This window comes from Dyella sp. C11 (assembly GCF_003121485.1).
Lineage (GTDB): Bacteria > Pseudomonadota > Gammaproteobacteria > Xanthomonadales > Rhodanobacteraceae > Dyella.
The window spans coordinates 15,927-41,062 of sequence record NZ_QAVX01000024.1 but is presented as its reverse complement, the minus strand read 5'-3'; the positions used below and the strand labels follow the sequence as shown (position 1 = coordinate 41,062).

Annotated in this window: 27 protein-coding genes, 1 other RNA gene and 1 pseudogene; 16 read left to right on the top strand and 13 right to left on the bottom strand. The window is 57.5% G+C overall.

What is annotated here, in order from left to right:
- The first annotated feature begins 4 nt into the window (after positions 1-4).
- Positions 5-1,588, top strand: coding sequence for a cellulose biosynthesis protein BcsG (gene bcsG, locus DK366_RS18520; protein WP_109127033.1), 1,584 nt, complete (start codon positions 5-7; stop codon positions 1,586-1,588).
- Positions 1,588-1,785, top strand: a complete 198-nt coding sequence (locus DK366_RS18515) for a hypothetical protein (RefSeq protein ID WP_109127032.1) — start codon at positions 1,588-1,590, stop codon at positions 1,783-1,785. Before bcsG ends, DK366_RS18515 begins: the two co-directional genes overlap by 1 nt.
- Before the next feature lie 3 nt (positions 1,786-1,788).
- On the opposite strand, the gene DK366_RS18510 is transcribed toward DK366_RS18515, so the two are convergent.
- The gene (locus DK366_RS18510) at positions 1,789-3,543 is read right to left on the bottom strand and encodes a GGDEF domain-containing protein (protein ID WP_157956616.1); all 1,755 of its coding nucleotides are present in this window, start codon (positions 3,541-3,543) and stop codon (positions 1,789-1,791) included.
- A 194-nt stretch (positions 3,544-3,737) separates the two neighbouring features.
- Here DK366_RS18510 and DK366_RS18505 point away from each other — a divergent pair, with 194 nt between their 5' ends.
- Together DK366_RS18505 and DK366_RS18500 are read left to right on the top strand one after the other, a co-directional pair.
- Entirely contained in the window at positions 3,738-3,998 is a 261-nt protein-coding gene (locus DK366_RS18505) for a hypothetical protein (RefSeq protein ID WP_109127030.1), read from the top strand.
- Positions 3,999-4,042: 44 nt separating this feature from the next.
- Positions 4,043-4,381 carry a hypothetical protein gene (locus tag DK366_RS18500; protein WP_157956615.1) on the top strand — a complete coding sequence of 113 codons (339 nt, stop codon included), beginning with the start codon at positions 4,043-4,045 and terminating at the stop codon, positions 4,379-4,381.
- A 34-nt stretch (positions 4,382-4,415) separates the two neighbouring features.
- Here DK366_RS18500 and DK366_RS18495 read toward each other — a convergent pair whose 3' ends face one another.
- Together DK366_RS18495 and DK366_RS18490 are read right to left on the bottom strand one after the other, a co-directional pair.
- Positions 4,416-5,180: a hypothetical protein gene (locus DK366_RS18495; protein ID WP_109127028.1), complete on the bottom strand. Its 765-nt coding sequence runs from the start codon at positions 5,178-5,180 to the stop codon at positions 4,416-4,418.
- A gap of 102 nt (positions 5,181-5,282) precedes the next feature.
- On the bottom strand, positions 5,283-5,609 hold the full coding sequence (locus DK366_RS18490) for a hypothetical protein (protein WP_109127027.1): 327 nt from the start codon (positions 5,607-5,609) through the stop codon (positions 5,283-5,285).
- 473 nt (positions 5,610-6,082) lie between these two features.
- Between DK366_RS18490 and DK366_RS21615 the strand changes: the two genes are divergently transcribed.
- The 3 genes from DK366_RS21615 to DK366_RS18475 all read left to right on the top strand — a co-directional run bounded on the left by DK366_RS21615 (position 6,083) and on the right by DK366_RS18475 (position 7,977).
- Positions 6,083-6,400 carry an AlpA family transcriptional regulator gene (locus DK366_RS21615; RefSeq protein ID WP_157956614.1) on the top strand — a complete coding sequence of 106 codons (318 nt, stop codon included), beginning with the start codon at positions 6,083-6,085 and terminating at the stop codon, positions 6,398-6,400.
- A 169-nt stretch (positions 6,401-6,569) separates the two neighbouring features.
- Entirely contained in the window at positions 6,570-7,169 is a 600-nt protein-coding gene (locus DK366_RS18480; RefSeq protein WP_109127026.1) for a hypothetical protein, read from the top strand.
- A 40-nt stretch (positions 7,170-7,209) separates the two neighbouring features.
- Positions 7,210-7,977 carry a hypothetical protein gene (locus DK366_RS18475; RefSeq protein ID WP_157956613.1) on the top strand — a complete coding sequence of 256 codons (768 nt, stop codon included), beginning with the start codon at positions 7,210-7,212 and terminating at the stop codon, positions 7,975-7,977.
- 367 nt (positions 7,978-8,344) lie between these two features.
- Here the strand turns inward: DK366_RS18475 and DK366_RS18470 are convergent, their stop codons facing one another.
- Entirely contained in the window at positions 8,345-8,701 is a 357-nt protein-coding gene (locus DK366_RS18470) for a helix-turn-helix transcriptional regulator (protein WP_255412617.1), read from the bottom strand.
- 127 nt (positions 8,702-8,828) lie between these two features.
- On the opposite strand from DK366_RS18470, the gene DK366_RS21315 reads away from it, so the two are divergent.
- Entirely contained in the window at positions 8,829-9,314 is a 486-nt protein-coding gene (locus tag DK366_RS21315; RefSeq protein WP_157956612.1) for a hypothetical protein, read from the top strand.
- Positions 9,315-9,693: 379 nt separating this feature from the next.
- On the opposite strand, the gene DK366_RS18460 is transcribed toward DK366_RS21315, so the two are convergent.
- The 3 genes from DK366_RS18460 to DK366_RS18450 form a co-directional block, all read right to left on the bottom strand.
- Positions 9,694-9,963: a hypothetical protein gene (locus DK366_RS18460; RefSeq protein WP_109127023.1), complete on the bottom strand. Its 270-nt coding sequence runs from the start codon at positions 9,961-9,963 to the stop codon at positions 9,694-9,696.
- A gap of 223 nt (positions 9,964-10,186) precedes the next feature.
- Positions 10,187-11,182 carry an AAA family ATPase gene (locus tag DK366_RS18455; RefSeq protein WP_157956611.1) on the bottom strand — a complete coding sequence of 332 codons (996 nt, stop codon included), beginning with the start codon at positions 11,180-11,182 and terminating at the stop codon, positions 10,187-10,189.
- A gap of 129 nt (positions 11,183-11,311) precedes the next feature.
- On the bottom strand, positions 11,312-11,875 hold the full coding sequence (locus tag DK366_RS18450; protein WP_109127062.1) for a recombinase family protein: 564 nt from the start codon (positions 11,873-11,875) through the stop codon (positions 11,312-11,314).
- A 170-nt stretch (positions 11,876-12,045) separates the two neighbouring features.
- On the opposite strand from DK366_RS18450, the gene DK366_RS18445 reads away from it, so the two are divergent.
- Both DK366_RS18445 and DK366_RS18440 read left to right on the top strand, forming a co-directional pair.
- On the top strand, positions 12,046-15,159 hold the full coding sequence (locus DK366_RS18445) for an SIR2 family protein (protein WP_157956610.1): 3,114 nt from the start codon (positions 12,046-12,048) through the stop codon (positions 15,157-15,159).
- A 29-nt stretch (positions 15,160-15,188) separates the two neighbouring features.
- Positions 15,189-15,659: a hypothetical protein gene (locus DK366_RS18440; protein ID WP_157956609.1), complete on the top strand. Its 471-nt coding sequence runs from the start codon at positions 15,189-15,191 to the stop codon at positions 15,657-15,659.
- A gap of 89 nt (positions 15,660-15,748) precedes the next feature.
- Here the strand turns inward: DK366_RS18440 and DK366_RS18435 are convergent, their stop codons facing one another.
- The 3 genes from DK366_RS18435 to ssrA all read right to left on the bottom strand — a co-directional run bounded on the left by DK366_RS18435 (position 15,749) and on the right by ssrA (position 19,048).
- The gene (locus DK366_RS18435) at positions 15,749-17,263 is read right to left on the bottom strand and encodes a HEPN domain-containing protein (RefSeq protein WP_157956608.1); all 1,515 of its coding nucleotides are present in this window, start codon (positions 17,261-17,263) and stop codon (positions 15,749-15,751) included.
- Positions 17,264-17,334: 71 nt separating this feature from the next.
- Positions 17,335-18,531 (bottom strand): integrase arm-type DNA-binding domain-containing protein, encoded by a 1,197-nt coding sequence (locus tag DK366_RS18430; RefSeq protein ID WP_109127018.1) that lies wholly within the window; start codon positions 18,529-18,531, stop codon positions 17,335-17,337.
- 164 nt (positions 18,532-18,695) lie between these two features.
- Positions 18,696-19,048: a transfer-messenger RNA gene (ssrA, locus tag DK366_RS18425) on the bottom strand.
- A gap of 109 nt (positions 19,049-19,157) precedes the next feature.
- On the opposite strand from ssrA, the gene DK366_RS18420 reads away from it, so the two are divergent.
- Positions 19,158-19,670 (top strand): GNAT family N-acetyltransferase, encoded by a 513-nt coding sequence (locus DK366_RS18420; RefSeq protein ID WP_109127017.1) that lies wholly within the window; start codon positions 19,158-19,160, stop codon positions 19,668-19,670.
- A 5-nt stretch (positions 19,671-19,675) separates the two neighbouring features.
- Here DK366_RS18420 and smpB read toward each other — a convergent pair whose 3' ends face one another.
- The gene (smpB, locus tag DK366_RS18415) at positions 19,676-20,164 is read right to left on the bottom strand and encodes an SsrA-binding protein SmpB (RefSeq protein ID WP_109127016.1); all 489 of its coding nucleotides are present in this window, start codon (positions 20,162-20,164) and stop codon (positions 19,676-19,678) included.
- Positions 20,165-20,244: 80 nt separating this feature from the next.
- Here smpB and DK366_RS18410 point away from each other — a divergent pair, with 80 nt between their 5' ends.
- Positions 20,245-20,676, top strand: a complete 432-nt coding sequence (locus DK366_RS18410) for a type II toxin-antitoxin system RatA family toxin (RefSeq protein ID WP_109127015.1) — start codon at positions 20,245-20,247, stop codon at positions 20,674-20,676.
- Entirely contained in the window at positions 20,669-20,950 is a 282-nt protein-coding gene (locus DK366_RS18405) for an RnfH family protein (RefSeq protein ID WP_109127014.1), read from the top strand. The genes DK366_RS18410 and DK366_RS18405 overlap by 8 nt, the downstream gene beginning before the upstream one ends.
- Before the next feature lie 16 nt (positions 20,951-20,966).
- Here the strand turns inward: DK366_RS18405 and bamE are convergent, their stop codons facing one another.
- On the bottom strand, positions 20,967-21,440 hold the full coding sequence (gene bamE, locus DK366_RS18400) for an outer membrane protein assembly factor BamE (RefSeq protein ID WP_109127013.1): 474 nt from the start codon (positions 21,438-21,440) through the stop codon (positions 20,967-20,969).
- Between the two features lie 76 nt (positions 21,441-21,516).
- Here bamE and fur point away from each other — a divergent pair, with 76 nt between their 5' ends.
- On the top strand, positions 21,517-21,933 hold the full coding sequence (gene fur / locus DK366_RS18395; RefSeq protein ID WP_109127012.1) for a ferric iron uptake transcriptional regulator: 417 nt from the start codon (positions 21,517-21,519) through the stop codon (positions 21,931-21,933).
- 335 nt (positions 21,934-22,268) lie between these two features.
- Here the strand turns inward: fur and DK366_RS18390 are convergent, their stop codons facing one another.
- The gene (locus DK366_RS18390) at positions 22,269-23,864 is read right to left on the bottom strand and encodes an MASE1 domain-containing protein (RefSeq protein WP_109127011.1); all 1,596 of its coding nucleotides are present in this window, start codon (positions 23,862-23,864) and stop codon (positions 22,269-22,271) included.
- A 67-nt stretch (positions 23,865-23,931) separates the two neighbouring features.
- On the opposite strand from DK366_RS18390, the gene DK366_RS18385 reads away from it, so the two are divergent.
- Both DK366_RS18385 and DK366_RS21610 read left to right on the top strand, forming a co-directional pair.
- The gene (locus tag DK366_RS18385; protein WP_109127010.1) at positions 23,932-24,567 is read left to right on the top strand and encodes a response regulator transcription factor; all 636 of its coding nucleotides are present in this window, start codon (positions 23,932-23,934) and stop codon (positions 24,565-24,567) included.
- Positions 24,568-24,812: 245 nt separating this feature from the next.
- A pseudogene (locus DK366_RS21610) lies at positions 24,813-24,911 on the top strand (DNA-binding response regulator); the annotation flags it as partial.
- Positions 24,912-25,136 lie beyond the last annotated feature (225 nt).

The window sequence follows — 25,136 nt, the reverse complement described above, 5'->3', positions numbered from 1 at the left end:
ACGCATGGGCTTCTGGAATCTCTACTTCATCGCCAAGCTTTACCTGGCCTCCGTGGGCACGATCGAGCCGATGTGGTGGCTCAATCTTCTGTTCGCGCTGGCGCTGCTGGTGCCGTTCCACCGGCGCTGGCAGCGGGTGACACGACAGATCGTGGCCATCGTGGTGGGCGCGGCATTGCTGTACCACGAGTCCAGCCTGCCGCCGTTTGGCTATGTGCTGAAGCAGATTCCCGCGTTGGCCGGTTTTTCACCGGGCTACATGATGGAATTGGCGCGCCGCATCTTCCATCCGGCCATGGTCTACATCCCGCTGATCGTCATCGTGGTGTACGCCATCATCAATCGTTGGGTGCGCGTGACCACCTTCGTGCTGCTGGCACTGGTGATCTTTCCACTCTGGCAAGGCATGGGCACGTTGATCGCCAAGTCGAACACCGCGGGCAGCGTGGCCGCCAATCCGCGTGCGGATGCCAATGCGGCGAATGCCGGAGCGGATGGTTCGACGGGAAGCTACGACGAACAACTGGCTGCGTTTCATCACGCGGAGAAGAGCCGGCGCGTGTCGTTCTTCCCGATGAGTACCGATGCTGCCGCGCAGTTCGACATCATCGTCATCCACATCTGTTCGCTGTCGTGGGATGACCTGGACGTGGCCAACATGCGGGACAACCCGCTGTTCGGCAAATTCGACTACGTCTTCAAGAATTTCAGCAGCGCGGCGAGCTACAGCGGACCTGCGGCCATTCGCCTGCTGCGTGCGTCGTGCGGCCAGGAATCGCACCAGGAGTTGTACAGCAGCGATCCGCAGGAATGTCACGTGTTCGCCGACCTGGCCGCGGCCGGCTACGACGTGCAGTTCATGATGAACCACAATGGCCGCTTCGACGATTTCCGCGGCATCGTGGAGCGCGAGATCGGTCGGCCCGGCATCCAGCCGGAATCGACGGAAGGGTTGCCGCCGTTCATGCGCGAATTCGACGGCTCGCAGCTGGTCGACGATTACGACGCGTTGGCCAAGTGGTACCAGGACCGCACGGCGAAGGGCGGCGGCCCGGTGGCGCTCTACTACAACACCGTGTCCATGCACGACGGCAATCGTCTTCCGGACAGCAATCTGACCAGCCTGCAGTCGTATCCCATCCGCCTTACGCGCCTGTTGGGTGACATCGATCGCTTCACCGACGTCGTAGCCCATTCGGGCCGCAAAGCAGTGATCATTTTCGTGCCCGAACACGGTGCGGCATTGCGCGGCGATGCGGGCCAGATTTCCGGCCTGCGTGAAATTCCCACGCCGCGCATCGTGCACATTCCCGTGGGTGTAAAGCTGGTGGGTCTCCCGGCGGGCAAGGCACCGCAAGGAAAGGCCATTTCCATCGATACGCCTACCAGCTACCTTGCGCTGGCACAGCTCATGTCGAACCTGGTGGCCAACAGCCCGTTCAAGGCGGACGCACCGGCACTCGATCAGTACGCGCACGACCTGCCGCAGACGCGCATGGTCGGCGAGAACGAGAACACCATCACCCTGACGACCGCCAATGGTTACGTGATCCACACGCCCGATGGCGTGTGGATGGAGGGCAAGTGATGGCTACGCCGCAAGATCCCCACGCCAAGCTGTCGCCCAGCGATATCGAAACGTATGCACGTTATGTCGACGGCGTTGACCCGGCGCGCTACTTCGACAGCCAGGCGCGCGAAGTCTGGCTCGCCGCCCGGAAACGCTGGCCGCTGCTTGCCGACGTGCTGTATCCCGCGGAAGAGACTGGCGGTAAGGATCGCTGAGCGTCAGAGGTCTGCAGCGGTTTCGATGCGATCCCGGCCGTTCTCCTTGGCGCGATAGAGCAGGGCGTCCGCCTCGCGCAGAAGCTGCTCGGTATCGAGAATGGCCGATCCGGTGCGCTTCGCATAGGCAATGCCCACGCTTACGGTGACATTGAAAACCCTGCCATCCGTGCTGGTTACGGTTTCCTCGTGCAACCGCTGCCGCAGGTGTTCCGCGATGGCCAGGGCTTGCGATGCGGCGCGTACGCGCAGCAGTATCACGAACTCTTCGCCGCCGAAGCGTGCCACCACATCTTCAGTGCGCACGGTTTGCCTGCAGAGCGTGGCAAGCATCACCAGGGCCTTGTCACCACTTTCGTGGCCGTAGGTGTCATTCCCGCGCTTGAAGAAGTCGATGTCCAGCATCATCAGTGCAATGACCTGCTCGTCGCCGCGCTTGTCCGACAGAAGCATCTTTGCGCGGCTTTCAAAGGAGCGACGATTGAGCAGGCCGGTGAGCGTATCGGTTTCAGCAAGGATGCGAAGTTCGTCAATGAGGCGGTTGCGTTCAAGTTCCAGGCGCTGGCGCTTGGCGTCGTTTTCCTTGAGCACTTTCAAGGCGCTGAACAGTTCGCGTACTTCGCTGCCGTAATGCTTGGTCGGCAGTGCCACCGCCAGGTCACCCGCGGCGATGGCCAGGATGAATCGCCGTGCTTCCGCGAACGGGCGGATGACTTTTTCGCGGAAGCGCCAGATCATCAGCAACAACAGCGCGGTGAGCGCCAGCGCAAGGACGCCACTGGCGATCAAATAGATCAGGTGCAAATGAAGGCTTTCATCAATGGTCTGACCGGCCAGTGCAAGTGAGTCGTCGCGGAACTTGTTGATCGGTGCTACCAGCGGGCCGTAACGATCAGCCAGTTGCATGAGCGTTTCGTCCGAGCCGTTTGCGCTCAATGCATCACTGCGAAGTTTTTGCACCTGGCTGATGGCTTCGCCGAAATAGCGTCGTTCCATATCAGCGTAGTCAGCCTGAAGGCTGGGCGGAAGCAGTCGTATGCTCGGTAGCAGAAGTTGCTGCAATTGTTCGATCTTGCCCACGGTGGCGATGATGGCAACGTCTTCCTCATCCGTGAGCTGCCTGTGCATCACCAGCGCCGGGGCAAATTGTTGCCCAATCATGCCGGCCTGCTCGCGCAACAGGCCGGACAGGCGCGCCACGAGAAGAAAGCTCTGGACGTCCGCGTTTTCGCGTATGACGCCCGTCGAGCTGGTCTGGGCGATGGAAGACAGCATGGGTATCACGGCCACCATGCGCTTGAAGCCGTCGACAATCTCGGCCGTGGTGCCGGTGTTGTTCGCCAGGGCATCCAGGTTTTGTCGCGCCTGTGCCAGCTGGGTTCTCGTTTCCTCCCATTGCGGCAGGATGGCCCCGCAGTTGCGACAGTCGGGATCACGCAGCGCGGCATCCAGATCGCTCATGTGCGCATCGGTTTGTCGACGGGCCGCCTGCTGGGCGGCGAGATAAACCTGTGGCGGCGCGTCCTTCAGCATGACAACCGCAACTGTGGGACGGCGTTCGCTGGATACGTCCGCCATGGCCCGCAGTGCGGCCTCTACAACGTTGAATTCTTTCAGGGCCTCTTGAGCGTCCCAGTAACCACGCCATTGCGTAGCAAACAGCCAGAGCAGCAGCCCGACCACCACCATGTACAGCACGGTGACGATGATTCGAAAACGACGGTTGATCGACTCACCCATAGGTAGCGTGGATGGCATAGGTGTACGTGGTCCTGGTGTCCGCCCCGGCGACAGTCTCAGCGGCACTCCGTGACGGCGGCGTGGGCGACGACAGCCTCGGCATGGCTTATCCCTTTCCCGCGGCGCCAAAGCTTGCGGCACGGAAAATGGCCGCGTTGAAACCGAACGGCAGTACATTTGCCGAATCCGTCCACGCGACCCGGGTAGCCACCATGGCCGATGAATTCACGCGAGCCGACGCCAAGGCTCACGCCTGTTCCTACATTCTGCTCAGCCTGCTTCAACGCATGGACATGAAGGAGCCCGGCCTTATCGAAGAGCTGATCACCGGTGCGGAAGGTGACTGGGAGGCCTGTCGCCAGCAGGAAAACCTGCCGGCACCCGTGCAGGACATTTTCCGCGAAACGCTGGCGATACTCACGCGTGCCAACGCGTACAAGCAGAACATGGCCGACCGCTCCGGCGGTGACTGAGCGATTCCGGGCTTCTTCGTCGATGGGATGGGCGGAGTGCATGCATGAAACGACGTACAAGACGGCGCATTGTCCGCACGCTGATTACCGTTCTGGTGATGGGCGTCCTGGTTGGTGCTGCGGGCTGGCATCGCTGGCATCAGCCTGAAGATGCCTCCACCGTGCTTGCCCTGACCCGGCATGATCGCCAGGTCGCCTCATGCGAAGAACAGATCCGTCCCAGGCTGCAGGGCGAGATCGACGGCTGGCGTCTTGTCGACGAAGAGGCGAACGCCGGGGGAAAGCAGTTCACCTTCGCGGCGAGCGTCAACGACCAGACAGCGCTTTATCATTGTGAAGTGGATGCGCTCGCGACCGTGTTGAATGTCGATGGTCCCGACTGACATCACGGGGGCCTTCATGGCCTGACGTCATCGCTCAGCCATGGGGAAGGCTTTCCAGCAAGGCATGCAGGTTCTGCGGGTTCACGCGAATCAGCCCGCCACGTGGGCTGTCGATGTCCGCAATGAGCATGAAAGAAATCGAGACGACGAGCGGCAGCACCAGCAGCAATCCTCGTCGCGACGACAGTCGGCGTGCGCCCATGCCCACCATGACGTTGCAACCCAGGGCGATCAGGCCCATCAGCAACCACGCGGCGACGGGTATGCGGTTCCACCAAGCCGCCTGCGTATAGCCTTCCGAATTCAACACGTCGTTCATGCCAGACACCACCAACGCTTGGATGGGGTTGGGTTGTTGACTGGCGGGCGCCGTGACGCCACTCCACAGTGCCGATTGCGACTGGTTCTTCAGCACAGCCAAAGCGGGTAGCTGGCTGCGATCGGTGGTTTCGTAGAAGCGAATGCGTTGTTCCAGGTACGTCTTCAAGAGCGGACGCAGCCGCACGGCGTCCTCGGGAGGCAGCAGATCCAGTCGCACGTATTCCGTACCGATGGCATTTGCTTCCGCTTCCTCGTAATTCTTGCGCTGGTCGTAGCGGCTGATCGCCATGGAAAAGCTGAAGCCGATGATCAGCCCGAGCAGGGTGAGCGTGGCGCCCTGGATAACGTTGAAGGTGTCATGCGACTCCACATCATCGGACTGCCGCCGCGACAGCCCGTGGCCGATGAGCTCGGCGATCAGCATGACAACGAACGACGCGACGAACACCACCCATGGATGGTTCAGCGTAAAGCTCATGCGTAATCCCCTTGCCGGACGCGGCTGGTCCGGACGGCTGAACAGTGTCGCGGCTCTCGCGAAGCGGAGGTGAAGCGGAAAGGAGATGTTCCCGAGGCCACCCTATGCGCTGATCACCGCGTCGTAGCCAAGCGACACCAGGAACATCACGAAGGCCAGGGCACTGAGGAACGTTGCAACGACACGCCAGAGCGAGGCGTCGACGGCATCCGCCGCTTCCTCGCGCTTCCAGCATGTCCTGACCAGATAGCCAGCGAAGATCATCAGCAGCACATACAGGCCCGTTGATGCCACTCCCGACGACAGGAGCTGGGGCGGCCGTCCGTCCTGCACGGTCGTGAGCAGCGTGAGCGTAGCCGTGCAAAACATGACGGCGGAAACAATGACCTTGCCCAGGGTACGTACTTGCAGCTCAGCGGTCATCGCCATGGAACACACCTCAGTACTCGTGTCGTGGAGGGGAGGGCTGAACAGGGGCAGGGGACAAGGCCGGCGTCGCGAATATACGTTGTCCGCTGACAAAAAAGCCCGGCGATGGCTCGCCGGGCTTCTTCGTTGATGGTGGAGGTGGCGTCTATCAACTTAAGCCGTGTGTGTCATACCAAATAAGGCTTGGTTGTTGAGGGGTGCCAACTGTTGCCCCCAAAGTTGCCCCCAACCTGTTGGACGCAAGTTGTAATGCTCAGCGACTTGGTGGCCGATTAGGGCTTGGTAGAAAGGGTTCAAACCCGTCAGGAGCGCACATCATTCAGTGAAACTTCATCACAAAGTTTTCACCCGTCGCCACGGTCCTTGAACGCGTCTGAGACTAAGCAGGACGTTCTCAGCGAGCCTCGGATGCGCTCACGGTCCATTTACCTCGAGTGGCGCGGCTTTTTCGCTTGGTTTGACTGGGAGATCTAGTGAATTTCTCTAAGTCACTGATATGGCGAAACTTCATAGTTTACGTGGAGGCGGTTGCAGCAGATCATGTGCGCACCACAACAAACAACGAGGTGACGGTGGATACAACAATTAACGATGAGCGCTTTCTAAAGCTCCCCGAGGTGCGCAATTCGTGCGGCATATCCCGCACACAGGTCTATAAGCTCATGGGCGAGGGGCGCTTCCCTCAGAGCATAAAATTGAGCACACGCAGCGTTGCGTGGCCTCAATCTAAGGTCCGCGAGTGGATGGCTGGGCGAGTAGCCAGTTCTGCTAAGAGCAAAACTTCTAGTTGACCCGATACAACACAGCCTAGAAGTCTCTAAATAGAGACCGAGCGTCTCGCGGCCATATGGTGAAACTAGGCCGCAACCTCCCACAACTTTGAACGAGAACTGGTAGGCCCGAGGGCCGATCAGATGGAGTTTTATTACCTAAAGAAAACATATAAGGAGCGGTACGAATATGAAAAAAATAGTTGATTACAACATTCCAACTCATATCTATGAGGAAGAGGCAAACAAGTTTGGTCATCACCCAAGATGGGATGACTACGTACAGATAAGGAAGGTCTTGGACGGCTGCGGGCCATACGGATTCTTCCTAACCCTGACTTTTCAGTACGAGATTTCGGACGAGGAAGGCCAGCAGGCGATAGCTAAGGTATGGCGCCGCACAATGAAGAAGGTTCTTGGCAGGCGCTGGATCAAAAAGGGTGTCAATCCCATGACAGGTATAGCAGTCATGGAGAAGGCTCAGATCTTTGATAGGTCTAGTCGTGAGTTCGGCAGTTGTCACTACCATCTCCTAGTCCATGATCATCCTAGCCTTCCTAGGGATGCATTGGCGGCCGCGGCCAAGCTATTCCTTGCTTTTACCGATGCAGCCAAGCAGCTGACAGCACCCAATCGTCGTAGGCAGTTGGTCAGCAAGCATGGTGTCAATGTCATCGCTATTGGGTCCGGCGAGAGCCCTGCCTTTTGCAAGTATGTTGCGAAGGAAGTCGGCTTGAAGAATTGGCGTTGGGATGACCGAGTGTTCTACCTAGGCAAAGACGGAATCTGACGTCTTTTAAGAACGAACAGACAGGGCTCTGGCAGCAGCCTTGACCTTTGAATTTCATAGCCTTCATGCCGCTCTGGATGAATTGGCAACTCCCGAACATCTTCGCATTCGCCGGCTTGAGCAACGGCGGACAGCAGATGCTTTGCTCCAAAATCTATATAGGAATCACATCAAAATGATAAACCAAGCAACACACCTTGAAGCAAGTAAGCAAATTACCGTTCTTGAACTCCCGGCGCATGTGTGCGGTGGGTTAAAAAGCTTGAAGGGGGAGGTATATCGTGACGGACCGTATTTGATCCGCATTGATATTGAGTACTCGGCCAAATCCCTTGAGAAATTAGAGGCGGCACTTAGCTACTTGGTCGCTGCACTGCACTACCAAGAACACGGCCACTTTGATAATTGCCCGGGATCATTTCAGGGGCACCTTGCTGTTGTTGATCCTTCAGGTAGCAGGACATTCTCAGCAGGGTGGCACCTCATTCACATGTGGATCGAGGACAACCTGTTGTTCCATGCGGACGGTTCGTTAAAAGCAGAGTTGTTTGCGGCCAAGTTATTCGAAGGCCGAATCAAAGAAGCTCTCGACGCGCTTTGTTTTGTGGACGCAGGCAGTGAAGTGGGTGCGATCAACATTGCTGAGGCATCTGGGTCTTGGTTGAGCTATCAACTAGGTCAGACCGCACTGGGCACACCAATAGGGATGAGTACTCGCTTTGTTGGTCCGAATGTCCACGACATCGTTTTCGTTCGACCTGCAGACATCGGGGTGCCGGCCATAGAAGAAAATCTGACGATTCGCTGATCGGTCTGGAGCCAAAATGGCACGCGAAAGCGGCCTTCATCTAAATCGAGGTGGAGGCTTTCAACCTGTCAGCGATTCGAAAAATTAGAAGGTTGTGCTTTTGTGGTGCGAAGCATCGTGTGGAACTGGCCCATATGGTCCAGTTCAGAGCTGACTTCGGATGCTTTGCGAGCACATATACGTGCCGGTGTCAGTGCCTCGTCCCTCGTGTAGTCTCCACATCGCAAGACGCAGCAACGCGTCCGCGAGGTCTCGTTGTTGGTAGCTAGGGTAAGTCTGCGGGGGAGGCAGATTGCCCGGCCGCGATGATAAGCCGGCACTTAGCCGACATGACGTGAGCAAGACTTACGGACAGTCCGCATCAACTTTATGCCTTCCGGGTTGGGCTGGTCTCAGCAAGCAGCGCTTGCAGCCAATGTTTGCGGCGACTGGGAGCTGCCCGATGGATCGCCATGATCGCCTGCGCTAGATCGTCGTCCACCGCAAAGAAGTAAGCCACTGGAACGTCCAGTACTGCGCCAAGCTGCCCAAGCACTGCAGGATTGGGGATATGCCTGTCACGCTCGTACTGATTAATGCGAGGAGAGGCTACTGAGGGATCTAGACCAGCTTTCACTCCAAGGTCTCGCTGAGACAAGCCGACAGCTTCCCTAGCTTGCCTTAGCCTACGGGCTACTATCCCAGCTGTTGAAAGGCTTGTTGGATTGTCCCTTGAGTGGGGCACTTGGCGATCCGTGGGCTAAACGGATGCCAGCGTGCTAGGTGAGGAGGTTGACCGAATACTAAGGAATACTTAGCATTCTCCAAGACTAAGTTTTTCTTAGCTTTTGGATGAGCGATAGGGGGAAGAAATGTCCGATAACGCATTTAAGGCGTTGCTGTCCGGCTTAGCAGCCACAGCCTTGGCTGTCCTAGTTGGTTGCGGAGCATCAGCAAGCGGCAATACTGGTTGGGCAAACACGGCAACGACCTTCCAAGAGCGATGGAACAGCCAGACTGACGCCTCCTACCATATCGATGAATTTCGGAAGAACCGTCTAGGCAGAAATGAAGCCCGCCTGCCAAACGCGGCTGTGTATGCGGAGAACAATACCTTCGAGGTCGCAACGATGGATCGATCGAGCTCCATCGCTTTATGCCTTCAGACGGTTCAGGCCGCGCTAGGCATTCCAGCTAAAACGGCGGATGCCCTCGTTACTACTATGTTCGATCAGTTCCGCAAGACACTTCCGAACAACCCGTATGGTTCGGTTGAGTATCAGGGATATGTTGCGGCGATGACTGTTGCAGCCAATGGTGAATTCAACTGTTGGGTCAAGCCTAAGCAATCGAGGTGAGTAGCCATCAAGGGAGGGAGATATGGCCCCCTGCTTCCACCGGGGCCACCATATGATGGCTGACAACTATCACTAGAAAGCATCTCTAAGTGACGAATTTAGTCGGTCACGTTGGACTAGTCCGTCGGCCTGAGATGAAAACAAGTTTGGAAATTTCGAGAGTTGCTTTTTTTCCGAAGCAGATGCGCAGCAGCTACGGCTAATCCAACGAGCAAACTTCGCGAAGCTCCATTCTGCATTTGCATTTGCATTTGCATCTGCCTCAATTCTTCCGTTCGAGAACAGGCAGTGAAATTTACATTTTCGGGGGGAGGGATGTCCGCTTCGCTTTAGAAAGCAGACATCTGAACTTGTACGTGATCCTGCGGCTTGTCGCAGGCTACATGTACGTACCAAGCACCTTCTTTACAGAAGGAATTTCCGAATCGTACTTCGCCAGCTTTTCGGCAGACGCTTTGCGCTTGGTCGTATCTCCAGCGGCATCGTAAATGTAGATGAGCTGCAATAGTGCGATTTCTTTTGCTGGCTGATCGAAGCTTGGCATCGTCTGCTCCAGCACCATCGCCGCCACTTCGTAGGACCCAAGATCTCGCTGGATTACTGCCTGTCCGATCAAGTCGCGGAATTCTTTTGAATCGATTGTAATCATAGACCCCCCTAAAGATGAGTGTGGCTAGAGCAGCGCTGACTTGCTCGCTTACAGCTGCTCCGCAGCTGTCGCAAGGAAGCGCGTATTTAAGGAAAGATATTGGCCCCAGACGAGCCGAACCGCTAATGATGCGGATGGAAGCCAGAGCTTCAAGGCGCACGAGCCGCTAGAAAGCCAAGATGCCTCCAGAACTCAGGATGGCATCCCGCCCCACGCCATGGTGTTAGTCACCTATTCTTTGGATGATTTCGCTGGCGAGGTCTAGAAATTCCTGACGGGCGTCCTCGATGTGCGCGTTTTGGCCGGAGTTGATCAGCCCTCTAAGCTTACCAATGGCGACCCCGTATCGCTGTGCGTCAGGAGCAAGGCTATGGTAATTGCGAATCCCGCCTAGCTTGCTCTGTCCGGGGGTCGCAAGGGCTGGGTTGGCTTTGCGGAGTTGATCAATTACGCGGTAGCGGACTCGGGGGCCGATATCCTTCTCCCACCCGGTATGAGCGTCACTAGCCTTCGCCCCTCGTCCAATCTTGTAGGCCGACGTTATATACCCAAGATAGTGGGGCACACCCGCGAACAGCGCCTCCTTGTCTTCATCGCTCGCCATTCCGCGAATCGTTGCCCAATCGGTTGCCCACTTCGCAATGGATCGACCAACGGTTGAGAGGGCCCGAAGAGAGAATAGATCTGCCGCAACCGGTGTAATGAAATTGTCGCAGTCCATAAGGACGACGCGGTTGAGTGCGCCGACATTTGGTCCGACATCGTACATAACAATATCCGCCCCAACGCTTTCGGCTGCTTCCCCGACGACTTTCGCCAGTGCAGTAGTAACGTCATACCCGCGAGTCTTACGTGCGAAGCTGTCAGTCCAAGCAGCGGGCAGCGTCTCTTCGTACTCCGACAAGAGGACGTCACCGGGAAGGAGATGAATGTTTCGCTTCGGAACGGTCCATATCGGTGGCTCTTTTGTACCGCCTCTGCCGATCACAACTGGCTTAATCGCTGACCACAGAGTGTCTGCAGAGTCCTCGTTATCTGAGTCGCCGAGGAGCTTCTCCAGTTCATCCTCGTTAATGTAGAACGACGTCAGATTACATTGTGGGTCGGCGTCGACGAGAAGGCCCGTTTTCCCTAACTCTTCGAAAGCGTCCGCCAAGTTGACTGTAAGGGTGGTCTTTCCGACGCCACCTTTGTTGTTGAAGAGTGCAAGCTTTTTCATCGGGCCCTCTGTTCCGAATAATGTTGGGCCCATCTTAAGTGCTCTCGCAAATAACAACATATCGGCGAGACAGCCGAACCCGGTGGCGTACCCGACCGAGTTCGATCCAAGCCTCCTTTGGGCGACTCGTCATTCGGTGGATTGCAAAGCCCTATAAATTGTTGCGGGTCCAACGTTGAACCGTTCTGCCAGCTGGGGAACAGAGAACTTCTCTTCTTCCCGCAGCGTCCTGATCCGCTGGCATTGCTCTTGGGTCAGGGCACGCTTCCGACCGAAGGCCACACCCTTTTCCCTTGCCTTCGCAATCCCATCGGCCTGACGCTCGGCTCGGATGTCATTTTCGAATTCAGCAAATCCTGCGAGCAGGGAGAACATTAGCTTTCCCTCAGGCGTACCTGTATCAATAGCCTGATCCACCACCCGAAGGGCCACGCCTTTTTTCTTCAGCAGGTCCGCGATCTTCGCCAAGTCCAAGACGGAACGTGCCATGCGGTCTAAGCGTGAAATGACGACGGTGTCCCCTTCCCGGAGAAACTGGAGGCATGCCTGTAGTTCTGGACGGCTATCAGCCTGCTTGCCTGACCGTTTTTCGGCATAAATCCGTGTGCAGCCGGCCCGCTTCAGCTTATCCAGCTGGACGTCGAGTGATTGGCCGACGCTACTGACGCGGGCGTACCCTACGATTTCGCTCATTATCATATCTCCTAGATGATGTGAGAATATCATTTTGATAAGAGATTTGATAGGCCTTCTCGGGTGGATCAGAAGGTATACAAAAAGAGAAGGATGCCTAGCGACTTTGTTAAGGAACCCATATCCTCGGGTTGCCTTAGTCGATGCAGGGACCGTAACGACCTATGCCCTTGGATGCGAATCTAATTGAAGAAGTGAAAGGTGGCAGAGCGGTACTTTTTCTCGGAGCAGGGGCGTCGTTGGGCGCATCGGACGGAAAAGGTCACACCATCCCGGGTACAGAGGCGCTTGGGAAGGCTATTGCTGAATCCTTTCTCGGTCCGGGTGTAACTGACCTCGACTTCGTGCAGATATGCGACTACGCCGCCACGGCCAAAAGTGGCCGTGAGCTGCAGCGCTTTATCCACGACACGCTAACGCCTTTCCAGCCTGCACGGTTCCATAGAAAGATTCCTACCTTCCATTGGGCAGGAATGGCGACGACCAATTTTGACCTTGTGGTTGAGCGGGCATACGAGCAAGAGCCGGATCGATTGCAGAGATTGCGTCCGCTAGTCAGAGACACGCCGGACTTCATAGACACGATGGAGAAGGGAGACCTCCTCTATTTGAAGTTGCATGGCTGTGTCACTGCGTTTGAACAGCTGAATCCGGGCATGGTTTACAGCACAGAACGGATACTTCGACATAAAGAGGGAAGGGCCGCTCAATTTAGCCAGCTGCTCGAATGGGCCAAAGTAAAGACATTGATCTTTGCGGGCTACAGCTTGCGCGACTACAACTTGAGGCTTCTTCTAGACGAAATTATTAAGGATGGTGACGCCCGGCCGCGGCACTATATCGTTAAAAAAGGTGTGCTCGACGTTGAACGGCAGTACTGGCAGGAACGCCGTTTCACGCTCATTGACTCAACGTTCGAAGCTTTCATCGACGAACTGGATGCTTCCATTCCCGGTGCATTGCGAAAACTTGCGGTGGCAAAGAGCGAAGAACCCACTTCGCTCACGACCTATATCGCAAGCCACCGGAGAGAAAGTTCGCTCCTCAGAAATTATCTGGAGACAGGTGCAGAGCATGTTTCTGCAGAAACAGTGTCTCCGGATGGGACGCCGCAGAGGTTCTTCAACGGGTTCGATCTAGGATGGTATCCAATCGAGAAGGAGCTCGATTTCGCTCGCCCGTTGACTCAGGCCATTTTGCAAGAGCAGGTTGTAGTGACCGGACAATTGACCGGGCCGCGGCTTGTTGTCCTCAAGGCCCACGCGGGGGCAGGCAAAAGCGTCATGTTGCGCCGATTGGCTTGGGATGCGTCGCGCAGGCTCAATAAGCTCGTTGTCTTTGTGCCGAGTACCGGCTACATAAATATTGAGGCCTTGCAGGAGCTGGTAACTCTTGCGCAAGAACCCTTGTTCTTGGTGATCGACGACATCACCCAAGTTTCCGAGGGGGTTGCGGGACTTCTGAGCGCAGCTAAGCAGGACAAGCTGCCAATAGTGATCATTGGTGGGGCTCGCTTTAACGAGTGGAACATTCGTTCGCAGAATCTCGATAGTAGCGTCACAGCTGAATACGAGCTTCGGTACATGTCGCACAAGGAGACGGAAGATCTTCTTGTGCAGCTGGAGTTGAACGACTGTCTCGGGGAGCTTAAACATCTTCCGCATGACCAACAGCTCAAGCAACTTGAAGAGGTCTATGGGCGGCAACTCCTTGTCGCGCTGCACGAGGCCACTAGGAATGGTCACTTCCGGGACGTCATCTTCGACGAGTACAGCAAGATAGTTCCGAGGGAAGCTCAGGTCTTGTATGCGGACATCTGTGCGCTGCATAGGTTCGGTTCGCCGGTGCGTGCGGGTCTCATTTCGCGCGTTCACGGCATTAGCTTTGAGCAGTTCCATGAGCGGTTCTTTCGGCCGCTGGAACAGGTAGTTTCGCTGGAGGTCGATTCACGTAACGGCGATTGGATCTATCGTTCAAGGCACCCCTACATCGCGGAAATACTCTACGGTCAGGTATTTAAGACCGAAGACGAACGTTTGGACAACTTGGCCAAGTTGATTGGGCGCCTCAATCCTACGTACTCGTATGATCGGAGAATTATCGGCGACTTGTTGCGAGGAAGTCGGCTGGCTGAGCTTCTCACCGAATCGCACCGAGGTGTTGCGCTATACGATCTCGCATTGTCTGCGCTGGGTGAGGAGCATTACATCCTTCATCAGAAGGGCATATATCTGATGAGGGTCGCCAGTGATATCGAGGGCCTCGCGCTAGCCGAAGATGCCCTGTTGGAAGCTGCGGAATTGGCGCCGACAGATCGAACTATCCGGCACTCAATCGCGGAGCTAGCACTTACGCGTGCTCGAATATCTACCGATCCCATCGAGCGTGCGGCATGGCGCAATGAGGCGGTTACAAAAGCTCAAACGCTTTTGGCCGCATCAAATGGCTCTTACGCTTACCACACCATTGCAAAAGCGCACATCCAAGCGCTTTCTGATGCGATGGATTCAGAGGTGGAAGATCAGCTTTCGGCAGATGCAGTCAGTGATGCGATCAAGTCGGCCGAAGAGACAATTCGAAATGGACTAAAGAGGTTTCCCGGGGACTCACATCTGCTTACGGAAGAGGCGACGCTTGCGCGCCTTTTGGAAAACGACGAGCGAGCAGAGCGTGCTCTTCATCGAGCATTTGAAGGCAACAAAAGAAGCCAGCTCATCGCTCGTCGCTATGCAATTGTCCTAAGGGCAAGGGGCAAGCTTGAAGAGGCTAGGGAGGTCTTGCGGCAGGCACTCGAATATAACCCCGGTAGCCAAGACCTCAATTTCGACTTTGCGCAGATATCGAGGCTTATCGAACCTTCGATTGATGCCGAACGCCCTGATTTCTTGCTGAGCTACTATCAGCGGTCTTTCGCCAAGGGAGATAAGAACTATAGGGCACAACTATTGTGTGCTCGGCAGTTGAGTTTGGCTGGCAGGATTTCTGAAGCGAAAGTTCTCTATGACGGACTAAAGGCTGCTCCCGTGCCCTTCGCTGCGAAGAGTGCTGTCAAGGAAGAGGTGTTGAGGGATCGGACAACTCCACGAATCTTCAACGGAACTGTGGTGAAGCGATTTGGCTCTTATGGCTTCATAGAGCTCGATCACAATCACATTCACTGCTATTTCGACAACAGATCGCTCGGGGATGAGGAGGAGTTGCCTAGCATTGGAGATCGTGTTTCGGTCACCCTAGGGTTCTCATTCTTTGGTCCCGCGGCTCGTAATTTGACGGTTCTTAGCTAGCCCGAACCTCTAACTTCATCGTGTTCGCCATGCCAACGATTTCCGTTGCTGTTTTGTCTCTGCTAAGTGGGGCTCTAGGAGCCGCCGTTGGTGTCGTACTTGGGCACGTTCTCGCCCAACGACGTAGCCGAAAAGATTCTTTGGATGGCTTTCGGCTGAAGGCCTATGCTGACTTCATCTCGGCTGCGTCCCAACTTGTTGCAGCGCGCAGAATGGGCAGTACCTCGGATCTGATAAGCGATCTTGCCGTGTTGAACGATGCGAAAGTGCGAATTTGTATGTGCGCTGATGTGTATGTGGTTGAAGCTTTGGTAGATTTCTGGCGGCTTGGCGGGACTCTGGAGAAGGAAGAGGAGATTCTTGCCTTTACTCGGCTATGTCAGCGGATAAGGGAGAGCATCGGAAACGAACGTAACGACACGGCCTTCTTGGATATCTCGTCCACGCTTTTTCGCTTAGAGCCTTCTAGTTATTCGTATCGGTCCGCCAAATCGCTGTAGGTCGCTTACGCCACGATCCGTCTCATCGTGGCAGCACACAATATTGTTCGTACTAGTGTCGCAACATTAGGCGCACCGTAATGTGTGCCTTAGGAGCTAGGAGTGTCGTCTAGCAGAACGCCTCGAAGCTTGGCCAGCGCTACTGAATACTCAGCGCGATACCGCGTGAAGCTATGGCCCCATCCATATGAAGATGACGCCCATCGTTGAGTGTTCCATCCACTTTCAATGAAATCAGATGCGGCAAAGACGAACTCTAGCGTGTCTGTAAGAAACGGAAGAAGTGGTTCCACTCTTGAGTAGTCAATATCTCCAGCGCTTCCATGTACGAGATAATTCCGACACTTAACTGCAACGGCTGCCGGAATTTGGATGTCAGGGAAGATTGCGCCGAGTCTCGATTCGACGATCGATACTCGATAGGCCACCTTTTTGGGAAGAGACGGTTTTCCGAGTCTGCCAAGCGCATCAAGGGCGCTGTTTCGATCGATCCCAGCTGGGAGCTTGCGAAATAGGGCGCGACACTCGTCTCTAGTCTTGGCCAAGTCACCTGTCAGCGTTGACGGGGCCGGGGTCGCCTCCACTGGCAATATATCGAACATATTCGCGGCGGCAACAAGCCTTCCGCCGTCGTATTCATTAGATTTTTGTAGGCAATCGATATATCTGGAGCGCGCAACCTTCCAGCCTTTATGTCGCGCTATCCAGTTACAAAAGACTGTTTCGAATTCAACGCTATGTTGGATAGGGTCCAGCGGTAAATCGCCGGGATGAGGCTTAAAGAGCTCGATCTTGTTGCTTGCTTTCCAACGATAGCTCGGGTGTACCTGAAGTGTTCGAGGTACTCCGTTGTCGTGATCGAGAGTAGCAATTTGGACGTGTTTTATGCCCTGCCTGCGACCTGCCGCCACCGACAGAAATGCAGCAACTACGTACATCCTGTCTATGGCGTCATCAAAGGCGATGGGTTCATCGGGCTCAATGGTGACGACCATTCTGTTTTTAATGTAAACGCCAGCAGGGCCGCCTAAGTTATGGGTTGGCCGATGATGAACAGATACCTTGCCGATAGTAGTTTCGGTCTCGACAATCTGCGTCTTTCCGGTGAAATAAGCTATCTGCGGGTGTTCGCCTGTTTCGACAGGCCTCATCTTTCGGCGTTCTTTCAACACCTCTTCAATCACCGCTTTCGCATCAATCAAGTTGCTGAAGGCGTCGAAGTCGTAGAAAAGATGTGTCAGGTCATTGGTCGTGAAATGGATGGCCTTGACGTAACGATCGTTTGGCTCGATATGGCCGTGACCAATGGCAACATAGTGAGGAAAGATATCTGCGTGATACTTAGTCGGTTTCCCCTGAAAGTGCGTATGGCCTACACCGGGGCTGAAACAGTCGATTAGTGTTATCTGCTTGCCGGTAAAGGAGGTCCCAGTGATGTTGGCGGCTTGTGCGAAAGAGTCTAATGGGAAGTCAGCATGTACCTTGAGCAAAGTGTTGGAGCCCTCTAGCCGCAGTTCTCCCACTGCTGTAGGTCCATCTTTGGGGTTGTAGATCCCAAGAATCCGTCGATCTTGTTCTTTTTGATTGCGTTTCTTGGTGCTCAAGGTTCCATCCTCTATGGCATTTTCCGTGTGGCTCTAACCGGACCTCGGATCTTCGGAAACTCCAACGTTGCTTACTCAGCGCGTAGCAGACGTAGGTGATCAAGATGATCTGCCCAAGCTGCCATCATTCTGCGTCGTTCACTTAGGTGAGCAGTGCGGTTGTAGGCTCTGCCATTGGGGTCTTTGACCGTGTGTGCTAGCTGATGTTCGATATAGTCTGGGCGGAAGCCGAGAACTTCGTCCAAGACCGTGCGAGCCATCGCCCGAAAGCCATGCCCACTCATCTCTTCCTTAGCAAATCCCATTCTGCGGAGGGCGGAGAGTACGGCATTGTTGCTCATCGGGCGCTTTGGGCTACGTGCGCTAGGAAATAGGTACCGACCGGTACCGGTGAGTGGCTGAAGCTCGCGCAAAATTTCCACAGCCTGAGGGGCGAGTGGGACTAGATGCGGTAAGCGCATCTTCATTTTCTCAGAGGGAATGTTCCACTCCCCGGTCTCCAAATTGAACTCAGGCCACTCAGCATGCCTTAGTTCACCCGGGCGAACGAACACCAGCGGCGCTAACCTCAGCGCGCACTTTGTAATGAAGGTGCCCTGATAAGCATCAATGGCACGTAACAGGCCGCCAATTGCCGAAGGATCAGTAATTGCTGCGAGGTTTTTGGGCTTTACGGGGGAAAGAGCGCCTCGCAGATTGTCGACGGGATTGTGTTCTGCCCGGCCGGTAGCAATGGCGTAGCGCATCACTTGCCCGCAATTTTGAAGTACTCGATGTGCGGATTCGATAGCTCCGCGGGCTTCAATGCGATTTACTGTGGCGAGAAATTCCTTAGCACTCATCTCTGCAACTGGGCGGTTACCTAGCCACGGAAATACGTCATTTTCCAAACGAAGCATGATTCGACTGGCATGCTGCTCCACCCATGTGGTTGATTGCTTGGCGTGCCATTCGCGTGCCACAACTTCAAAGCTATTGGCAGAGCGTTCTATGCCGGCCGCTTTGGTGGCCTTTCGCTGCTCCGCTGGATCGACACCGGACGCGAGCAGTTTCCGCGCAACATCGCGTTTCTCGCGAGCCTCCGCGAGGCTGGTGTCCGGATAGGTGCCAAGGGAGATACGTTTTTCTTTGCCGCCATAGCGGTACTTCAGTCGCCACCACTTCCCGCCACTTGGGGCAATTTCTAGATACATGCCGCCGCCATCGGATAGGCGTTGGGTCTTGCCAGTGGGCTTGGCTTTACTGATTGCTACGTTCGTTAGGCGCATGGGGGCAACTGTAAAAGGTGACGTCCGTGTTGCCCCCGATCTTGCCCCCACTTGCCCCCGGATTTCAAGAAATCTTCTGGGACATTGCTGGACAAAGAAAAAGGCCGGAACCCTTGGTATTGCTAGGGATTCCGGCCTTCTTGGAACGTCCGTGGACGTTGAGTTGGTGGAGGTGGCGGGAGTCGAACCCGCGTCCGAAGGCGCTTGACGCCCGGTACTACATGCTTAGCTCGCCGTTAGATCTCGTCCCGCGACAGCACAGCGTGCAAAGCGCATCGAAGGACCAGCCTGCTTGATTTAACCCTTGCCGACAGGCGGCAGCTTCGGGCGATCTCGTGATAATGACCCTACATCCACGAGCACGAGCACAAGTGGGTTCGGGGCTAGGCCTTAAGCGGCCAGAGCGTAGTTGTCGTCGTTGGCAACTATGAGTTTTGCTGCTGGATTAACGAGGAAAGCTGCCCCCTCGGCATGCACCAAGCTATCTCACTACCCCCGTCGAAGCCATGACACCCCCGGGGAAAACCAGATAACTGACCCGTCAGTATATGTAGGTCGCCGGGCTTTCATCAAGGCTGCATGACCCGGGTATTGTTGCCGGCACCTACCCACCCCAGGAATCGACCATGGTGCGGATACGTCAGGCAGGGCTGCACGACGCAGGTGTGTTGACGGATTTGCGTTGCGCGTTTCTGGAAGAAGAGTTGAAACAGCGGCTGCCGGACGGCTTTGCCGACCAGCTGCGCGGCTGGATCGAGGACGCCATGCCGGAAGGGCGCCTGCTGGCGGGGCTGGCGGAGCGGGATGGACGTGCCGCGGGGTGCGTGATGGTGCATCCGTACACGCATTTGCCTTCCGCCTATTTTCGCCGCGGCGTGGGCTGGTACATCTTGAACATGTACGTGAGGAGTGCCCATCGACGGCAGGGCGCGGCGGCGGCTTTATTGGCCGCGGTGGGCGCCGCGGCAAGGGAGCAGGAGGTCGACTCGCTCAACCTCCATTCCACCGCCGATGCTCACAAGTTGTACGAGCGCTTCGGCTTCGGCACCTCGGTGGACGCCATGAACATGACATTGCACCAGGGCGTGATCGGGCTATCTGAGGGCGAGCCCGGCTCGTGGCGAAGGGTGGCTGGCTGAGCGAATCAGGCGTGCTTGTTGTGAGCACGCATGGTGCGTTGTTTCTCGCGCTGCCAGTCGCGTTCCTTCTCCGTATCGCGCTTGTCGTGCGCCTGCTTGCCCTTGGCCAGGCCAATTTCCGCCTTCACCTTGTTGCCCTTCCAGTACAGGGCCATGGGGATGAGCGTGTAGCCCTTGCGTTCGACGGCGCCAATGAGCGTGTCGATTTCTTCGCGGTGGAGCAGCAGCTTGCGCGTGCGGCGATCGTTCGCGACCACGTGGGTGGAAGCGCTGATCAACGGCGGAATGGACGTGCCCACGAGGAACAGTTCGCCCTGGATCACCATGGCGTAGCTGTCGCCGAAATTGATGCGGCCGGCGCGTAGCGATTTCACTTCCCAGCCTTGCAGCTCGAGTCCTGCCTCGAAGCGCTGGTCGATGTGATATTCGTGGCGCGCGCGCTTGTTGAGCGCAATGGTGCCGGAGTTTTTGTCTTTGTCCTTGGGCTTGGCCATGTCCGTTAAACTTCGGGCTCTATGCCCTGATGACGGGCCCTTCGTCGCGGGACCCAGATGATGCTCAAGAAGAGGCTGAAGTGATCGAAATCCGCCGCAGCGCCCTGGTGCGATATTCGCCAGCCCAGATGTTTGATCTGGTCAATGAGGTCGAAGCATACCCAAAGCGGTTCCCGTGGTGTTCCAGTGCCGAGATTCTGGAGCGAGGCGATGATGTGCTGGTGGCGCGCCTGGATCTCAAGTACGCCGGCTTTCGCCAGAGCTTCACCACGCGCAACACTACCGTGCGTCCCAGCCGCCTGCACATGAGCCTGGTGGATGGCCCGTTCCGCAGCCTTGACGGGCTTTGGGAGTTCATTGCGCTGGGCGACGCGGGTTGCAAGGTGTCGTTTGCGCTGGATTTCGACTACGCCGGGAAACTCGGCGGCACCGCGCTGAAACTGGGCTTCCAGGGGCTGGCCGGCCGCATGGTGGACGATTTCTGCCGCGAGGCCGAACGCACCTATGGCTGAGCAGGTCACCGTGGAAGTGGTCTACGCCGAACCGGCACAGCACTGGTTGCGGAAGGTCACGTTGCCGGCTGGAAGCACGGTGGCCCAGGCCATCGAGACATCAGGATTGCCGCGCGATGTTCCGGGACTGGTGGTCGATCCGTCCCGGCTGGGCATCTTCGCCCGCAAGGTCACGCTGGAGCATGTGGTAGGCGAGGGCGACCGGGTGGAAATCTACCGGCCGCTCACGCTTGATCCGAAAGAAGCTCGCCGGCGCCGCGCCCACGAGGGCTGACGCCGGCCATGCAGCCTTAGTGGCCGTCGTTGCCGCCGCCGTTGTCACCGCCACCGTTGTCGCCACCCTTGTCACCGCCGCTGGAGCCGCCGGTGTTCTTGTCACCCTTGGTTTCGTCAACCGGGTAGCTGGCGTGGTACTTCTTGGTGTCGTTGACCAGCTTCTGCGCGTCTTCGGCGAAGAAATCGCCTTCCGTGCGCACCAGCACGTCGTTGTTGAAGGTCAGCTTGAGCGCGCGCACCTTGATGTCACCACCGCGGTGCTGCTGCGTGGACACGTAGTCCCACTCGTTCTGGGCAAACGGGGAATTGACCGAAGGCGAACCCATCAGCACCAGCACCTGACGCTTGGTCATGCCCGGCTGCAGCTGATCCACATTCTTCTTGTCGAGCAAATTGCCCTGTTGCACGTCGGGGGTATAGATGAGGCGGCAGCTGGCCAGCGACAGTGCCAGCATGGCGAAACCCAGCGTGCGAATCAGCTTGTGCATGCGTGTTGCGTCCGGATCGTAAAGGTGTCGGATGATACACTAACGGCCTCGTTTGGCCGTGTGCGTGGAGCTTGCTATGGAACAGGAAACAAAAGAACTGCGCAAAGCCGGGCTGAAGGTGACCCACCCCCGCATGCGGATCCTGCAGATCTTCGAGGATGAGGAGGCGCACCATCTCACCGCCGAAGATATCTACAAACGCCTGCTGGCCCATCAGGAAGACATTGGCCTGGCCACGGTCTACCGGGTGCTGACCCAGTTCGAGGCGGCAGGCATTGTCGTCAAGCACAACTTCGAGGGCGGCCAGGCCGTCTACGAGCTGGACCGTGGCAAGCATCATGACCACATGATCGATGTGGACAGCGGAAAGGTCATCGAGTTCGTCAGCGAGGAGATCGAGCGCCTGCAGGCCGAGATCGCCGCCCGGCATGGCTATGTCATCGAGGACCACAGCCTGGTGCTGTATGTGCGCCCCAAGAAGGGCAGCAAGTAAGCAAGCGGAAAGGGCGGTTTTCGAGGGCCGGTGGCGGAAGCTGCCGGCCTTTTTCGTGCCCGAGGCCAAATGCCGCCCATAAAAAAAGCCGCGGGAGGACTCCTGTCCGCCCTGCGGCTTGATCCGTTACCGGATGGCTCCTGGGAGGCGAGTTGCTCGCACATCCCGGTTTTGCCACCGATTCCGGCGGAACGGCATCCTGCCGCTCTTCATGCCCACCGTCCCCACGGTTGGCATGGCTCACCATCTTGCGATGGTGGCTCCCCCACATCGATGAATCCAGCGTAACGAACCCTTCACACCTCGGGTATCGGAAAATTTCCTATGTAACGTTCCTAAGTGCGAGCTGCGTCACTAGTTTGTGTGTTGCTGCGCAACAAGATCCGAAGATGAACGCCCTGGGCCTCGGGCCGGACCCTGAACAGGCCACCCAGGGAGGTGACCCGGTCGCGCATGCCTTGCATGCCGCGCCCACCCCGGGGCATGCGGGCCGGCAGGCCGATGCCGTTGTCACGGATATCCAGCAGGGCCAGGGCCACGCCCTGGCGCTCGCCGATGCGCAGGCGCAGCTGGAAGGTATCGGCGTGGGCGTGCTTCACCGCGTTGGTGGCGCTTTCCTGGACCAGGCGATAGACCACGGTGCGGGTGTCGTCATCCAGCAATCGCGGGTCGCCGTGCAGGTCGGTGCGGTAGGCCACACCCGCCGCGTTCAACAGGTCTCGGATGGGGCCTTCATCCAAAGCGCGCAACAGGCCGAATTCGTCCAGCACCGCGGGCCGCAGGTCGTCGAGCAGGCGGTGCAGGGCGCGTCGCATATGGCCGAGGATGGTGTTGATCGATACGCCGATGTCGTCCATGCCTCCCTGCGCCAAACGCGACTGCGCGAGCTTGAGGTGGGTCTGGATGGCTGTAAGGTTCTGTCCCAGCTCGTCGTGCAGCTCGGCCGCCATGTGGCGGCGCTGGTTTTCCTCCGTGCGGAGGTTGCCGCGTGCCGCATCGCGCAGCTGGCGGGCAAGATGATCCAGGCGACGATTCACGGCGGCCAGGTAGACGTTCTGTTCTGCCACGCGCTCGCTGCTGCGGCGCAGGGCATCGGTGGCCGAGCCGAGCATCAGCGCGCCCGTACCAGCCACGGCCAGGAACAATTCGCCCGCGGCGCCCGGTGCACCGTGGCCGGACAGGTGGTCGACCAGTGTCATGCCCAGGCTGGAAATCAGCATCGCCAGGCTGGCGCCACGCCAGCCGTGGCGGAACGCGAAGAACAGCACCGGCGCCAGCGACAGCACCCGCGCGAACTGCGGCTGCGGAGCCTCGTGGGACGAGAGCACCAGAAGGATGGCCAGCGAAGGCATCAGCACGAGCAGGCCGTCCATCAACAGGCGTCCCAGTCCGCGCTTGTCCAGGCGTGCTCGCAGCAACATCACCAGCAGCGGCACGAGCAGCAGCACGCCCACGTAGTTGCCCAGCAGATCCTGCCCCAATGCCTGCATCATCAGGTCGGTGCTGGGTGCGGCGTGGATCAGCGCCAGCAATACGGCGTCGGTCGCCGTGGTGGCCGCTACCGTGAACGCGGCGGAAAGCAGCAGGCGAGCGACATCTTCCGGATCGCGCAGGCTTGCGTGCAGCTTGGCGCGTCTCATCAGCCACAGGCAGATGGCGGCAACGATGGGTTCGGGCAATTCACCCAGGAAGAATCCAAGCCAGCCCAGGGGTAGCGGGTGAAACGAGGCAATCAGCGCGCTGGCGGCAACTTCCGCGCCGAGCAGCCACGGCCACATGCGAAACGGCGCCAGCAGCAGTGCGCCGAAGCGCAGGCCGTAGGGAAGCATCCAATAAGGCTGCTCGGTGGGCCAGAGCAGCAACCAGAGCAGAAAATAGCCAATCGCAAGAAGAAGGTCGGAGCCGGGCAGTACGGAAGGTTTCGATCGCATGCCGGCGATGGTACATGGCGTGGGCGGGGGTATAGGCGGCCATCCCCGGGGCTGCTATACATGCAGCATGTACAGCATTGTCCTGGTCGATGACCATGCCATTGTCCGAGAGGGGTTCAAGCGGCTGATCGAGATGGAACCGGATCTGGAGGTCGTTGCGGAATGCCGCAGCGCCGACGATGCGGTGGAAGCGATTGGCCAGCACCGTCCCGACCTCGTGGCACTCGATCTCTCGCTGCCTGACGGCAGCGGGTTGCCGTTGATCGAGCATCTGCGCAGCGTTGCTTCCGACACGCGCATCGTGGTGCTGAGCATGCACGACGGCGAGCCGTACGTATCCGAAGCATTGCGTCGCGGCGCGAGTGGCTACGTCACCAAGGGTGTGGCGCCGGAGGAATTGGTTGCCGGCCTGCGCGCGGTGATGCAGGGCGAATGTTTCCTCAGTTCTGACCTGCGCAAGCGTCGCGCCGAGCGGCCGAGTGAATCGCGCGATCCCATTCACCGGCTTACCGCACGAGAGCGCGAGGTGTTCCTGCTGCTGGCCGCCGGTCGTGCGCCCAAGCAGGTGGCTGGCGAGTTGGGGATCGGGCAGAAGACGGTCTACATCCACCGCGCCAGCCTGATGGGCAAGCTGGGGGCAGGCTCGGAACTGGATCTCTACCGCATGGCGACCGAGCGCGGGTTGTTGCCGCGGAAGAACTGATTCGCTTTCCGTCGCAAGAATCTCTGTGGGAGCGCACCCTGTGCGCGATGATCCTACAGAGCGGTATCGACAGGACCCGTCGCGCACAGGGTGCGCTCCCACAACGTCTCTGACCTGTAGGAGCGCACTTGTGCGCGACCAGAGGCTTCAATCAGTCGCGTGGTTGGACGCTACGGTCGCGCACAAGTGCGCTCCTACAAGAAAGCGTTGACGAAGACGCTGTTAGACCCGCGCCCGCTCCCTGCATCCACCGCGCCGGCCTGATGGGCAAGTTGGGTGCGGGTTCGGAACTGGATCTCTACCGCATGGCGACCGAGCGCGGGTTGGTGCCGCGAAAGAACTGATTCGCTTTCCGCTGCGGGAATCTCTGTGGGAGCGCACCCTGTGCGCGACGATCCTACGGAGCGGTATCGACAGGACCTGTCGCGCACAGGGTGCGCTCCCACCACGTCTCTGACCTGTAGGAGCGCACTTGTGCGCGACCAGAGGCTTCAATCAGTCGCGTGGTTGGACGCTACGGTCGCGCACAAGTGCGCTCCTACAAGAAAGCGTTGACGCAGACGCTGTTA

Bases quoted from the DNA above. Each gene is read 5' to 3' on its own strand.
- bcsG (WP_109127033.1), top strand. From the start codon at position 5: ATGGGCTTCTGGAATCTCTACTTCATCGCCAAGCTTTACCTGGCCTCC.
- DK366_RS18515 (WP_109127032.1), top strand. From the start codon at position 1,588: ATGGCTACGCCGCAAGATCCCCACGCCAAGCTGTCGCCCAGCGATATC.
- DK366_RS18510 (WP_157956616.1), bottom strand. From the start codon at position 3,543: ATGCCATCCACGCTACCTATGGGTGAGTCGATCAACCGTCGTTTTCGA.
- DK366_RS18505 (WP_109127030.1), top strand. From the start codon at position 3,738: ATGGCCGATGAATTCACGCGAGCCGACGCCAAGGCTCACGCCTGTTCC.
- DK366_RS18500 (WP_157956615.1), top strand. From the start codon at position 4,043: ATGAAACGACGTACAAGACGGCGCATTGTCCGCACGCTGATTACCGTT.
- DK366_RS18495 (WP_109127028.1), bottom strand. From the start codon at position 5,180: ATGAGCTTTACGCTGAACCATCCATGGGTGGTGTTCGTCGCGTCGTTC.
- DK366_RS18490 (WP_109127027.1), bottom strand. From the start codon at position 5,609: ATGGCGATGACCGCTGAGCTGCAAGTACGTACCCTGGGCAAGGTCATT.
- DK366_RS18480 (WP_109127026.1), top strand. From the start codon at position 6,570: ATGAAAAAAATAGTTGATTACAACATTCCAACTCATATCTATGAGGAA.
- DK366_RS21315 (WP_157956612.1), top strand. From the start codon at position 8,829: ATGTCCGATAACGCATTTAAGGCGTTGCTGTCCGGCTTAGCAGCCACA.
- DK366_RS18460 (WP_109127023.1), bottom strand. From the start codon at position 9,963: ATGATTACAATCGATTCAAAAGAATTCCGCGACTTGATCGGACAGGCA.
- DK366_RS18455 (WP_157956611.1), bottom strand. From the start codon at position 11,182: ATGAAAAAGCTTGCACTCTTCAACAACAAAGGTGGCGTCGGAAAGACC.
- DK366_RS18450 (WP_109127062.1), bottom strand. From the start codon at position 11,875: ATGAGCGAAATCGTAGGGTACGCCCGCGTCAGTAGCGTCGGCCAATCA.
- DK366_RS18440 (WP_157956609.1), top strand. From the start codon at position 15,189: ATGCCAACGATTTCCGTTGCTGTTTTGTCTCTGCTAAGTGGGGCTCTA.
- DK366_RS18430 (WP_109127018.1), bottom strand. From the start codon at position 18,531: ATGCGCCTAACGAACGTAGCAATCAGTAAAGCCAAGCCCACTGGCAAG.
- DK366_RS18420 (WP_109127017.1), top strand. From the start codon at position 19,158: ATGGTGCGGATACGTCAGGCAGGGCTGCACGACGCAGGTGTGTTGACG.
- smpB (WP_109127016.1), bottom strand. From the start codon at position 20,164: ATGGCCAAGCCCAAGGACAAAGACAAAAACTCCGGCACCATTGCGCTC.
- DK366_RS18405 (WP_109127014.1), top strand. From the start codon at position 20,669: ATGGCTGAGCAGGTCACCGTGGAAGTGGTCTACGCCGAACCGGCACAG.
- bamE (WP_109127013.1), bottom strand. From the start codon at position 21,440: ATGCACAAGCTGATTCGCACGCTGGGTTTCGCCATGCTGGCACTGTCG.
- fur (WP_109127012.1), top strand. From the start codon at position 21,517: ATGGAACAGGAAACAAAAGAACTGCGCAAAGCCGGGCTGAAGGTGACC.
- DK366_RS18390 (WP_109127011.1), bottom strand. From the start codon at position 23,864: ATGCGATCGAAACCTTCCGTACTGCCCGGCTCCGACCTTCTTCTTGCG.
- DK366_RS18385 (WP_109127010.1), top strand. From the start codon at position 23,932: ATGTACAGCATTGTCCTGGTCGATGACCATGCCATTGTCCGAGAGGGG.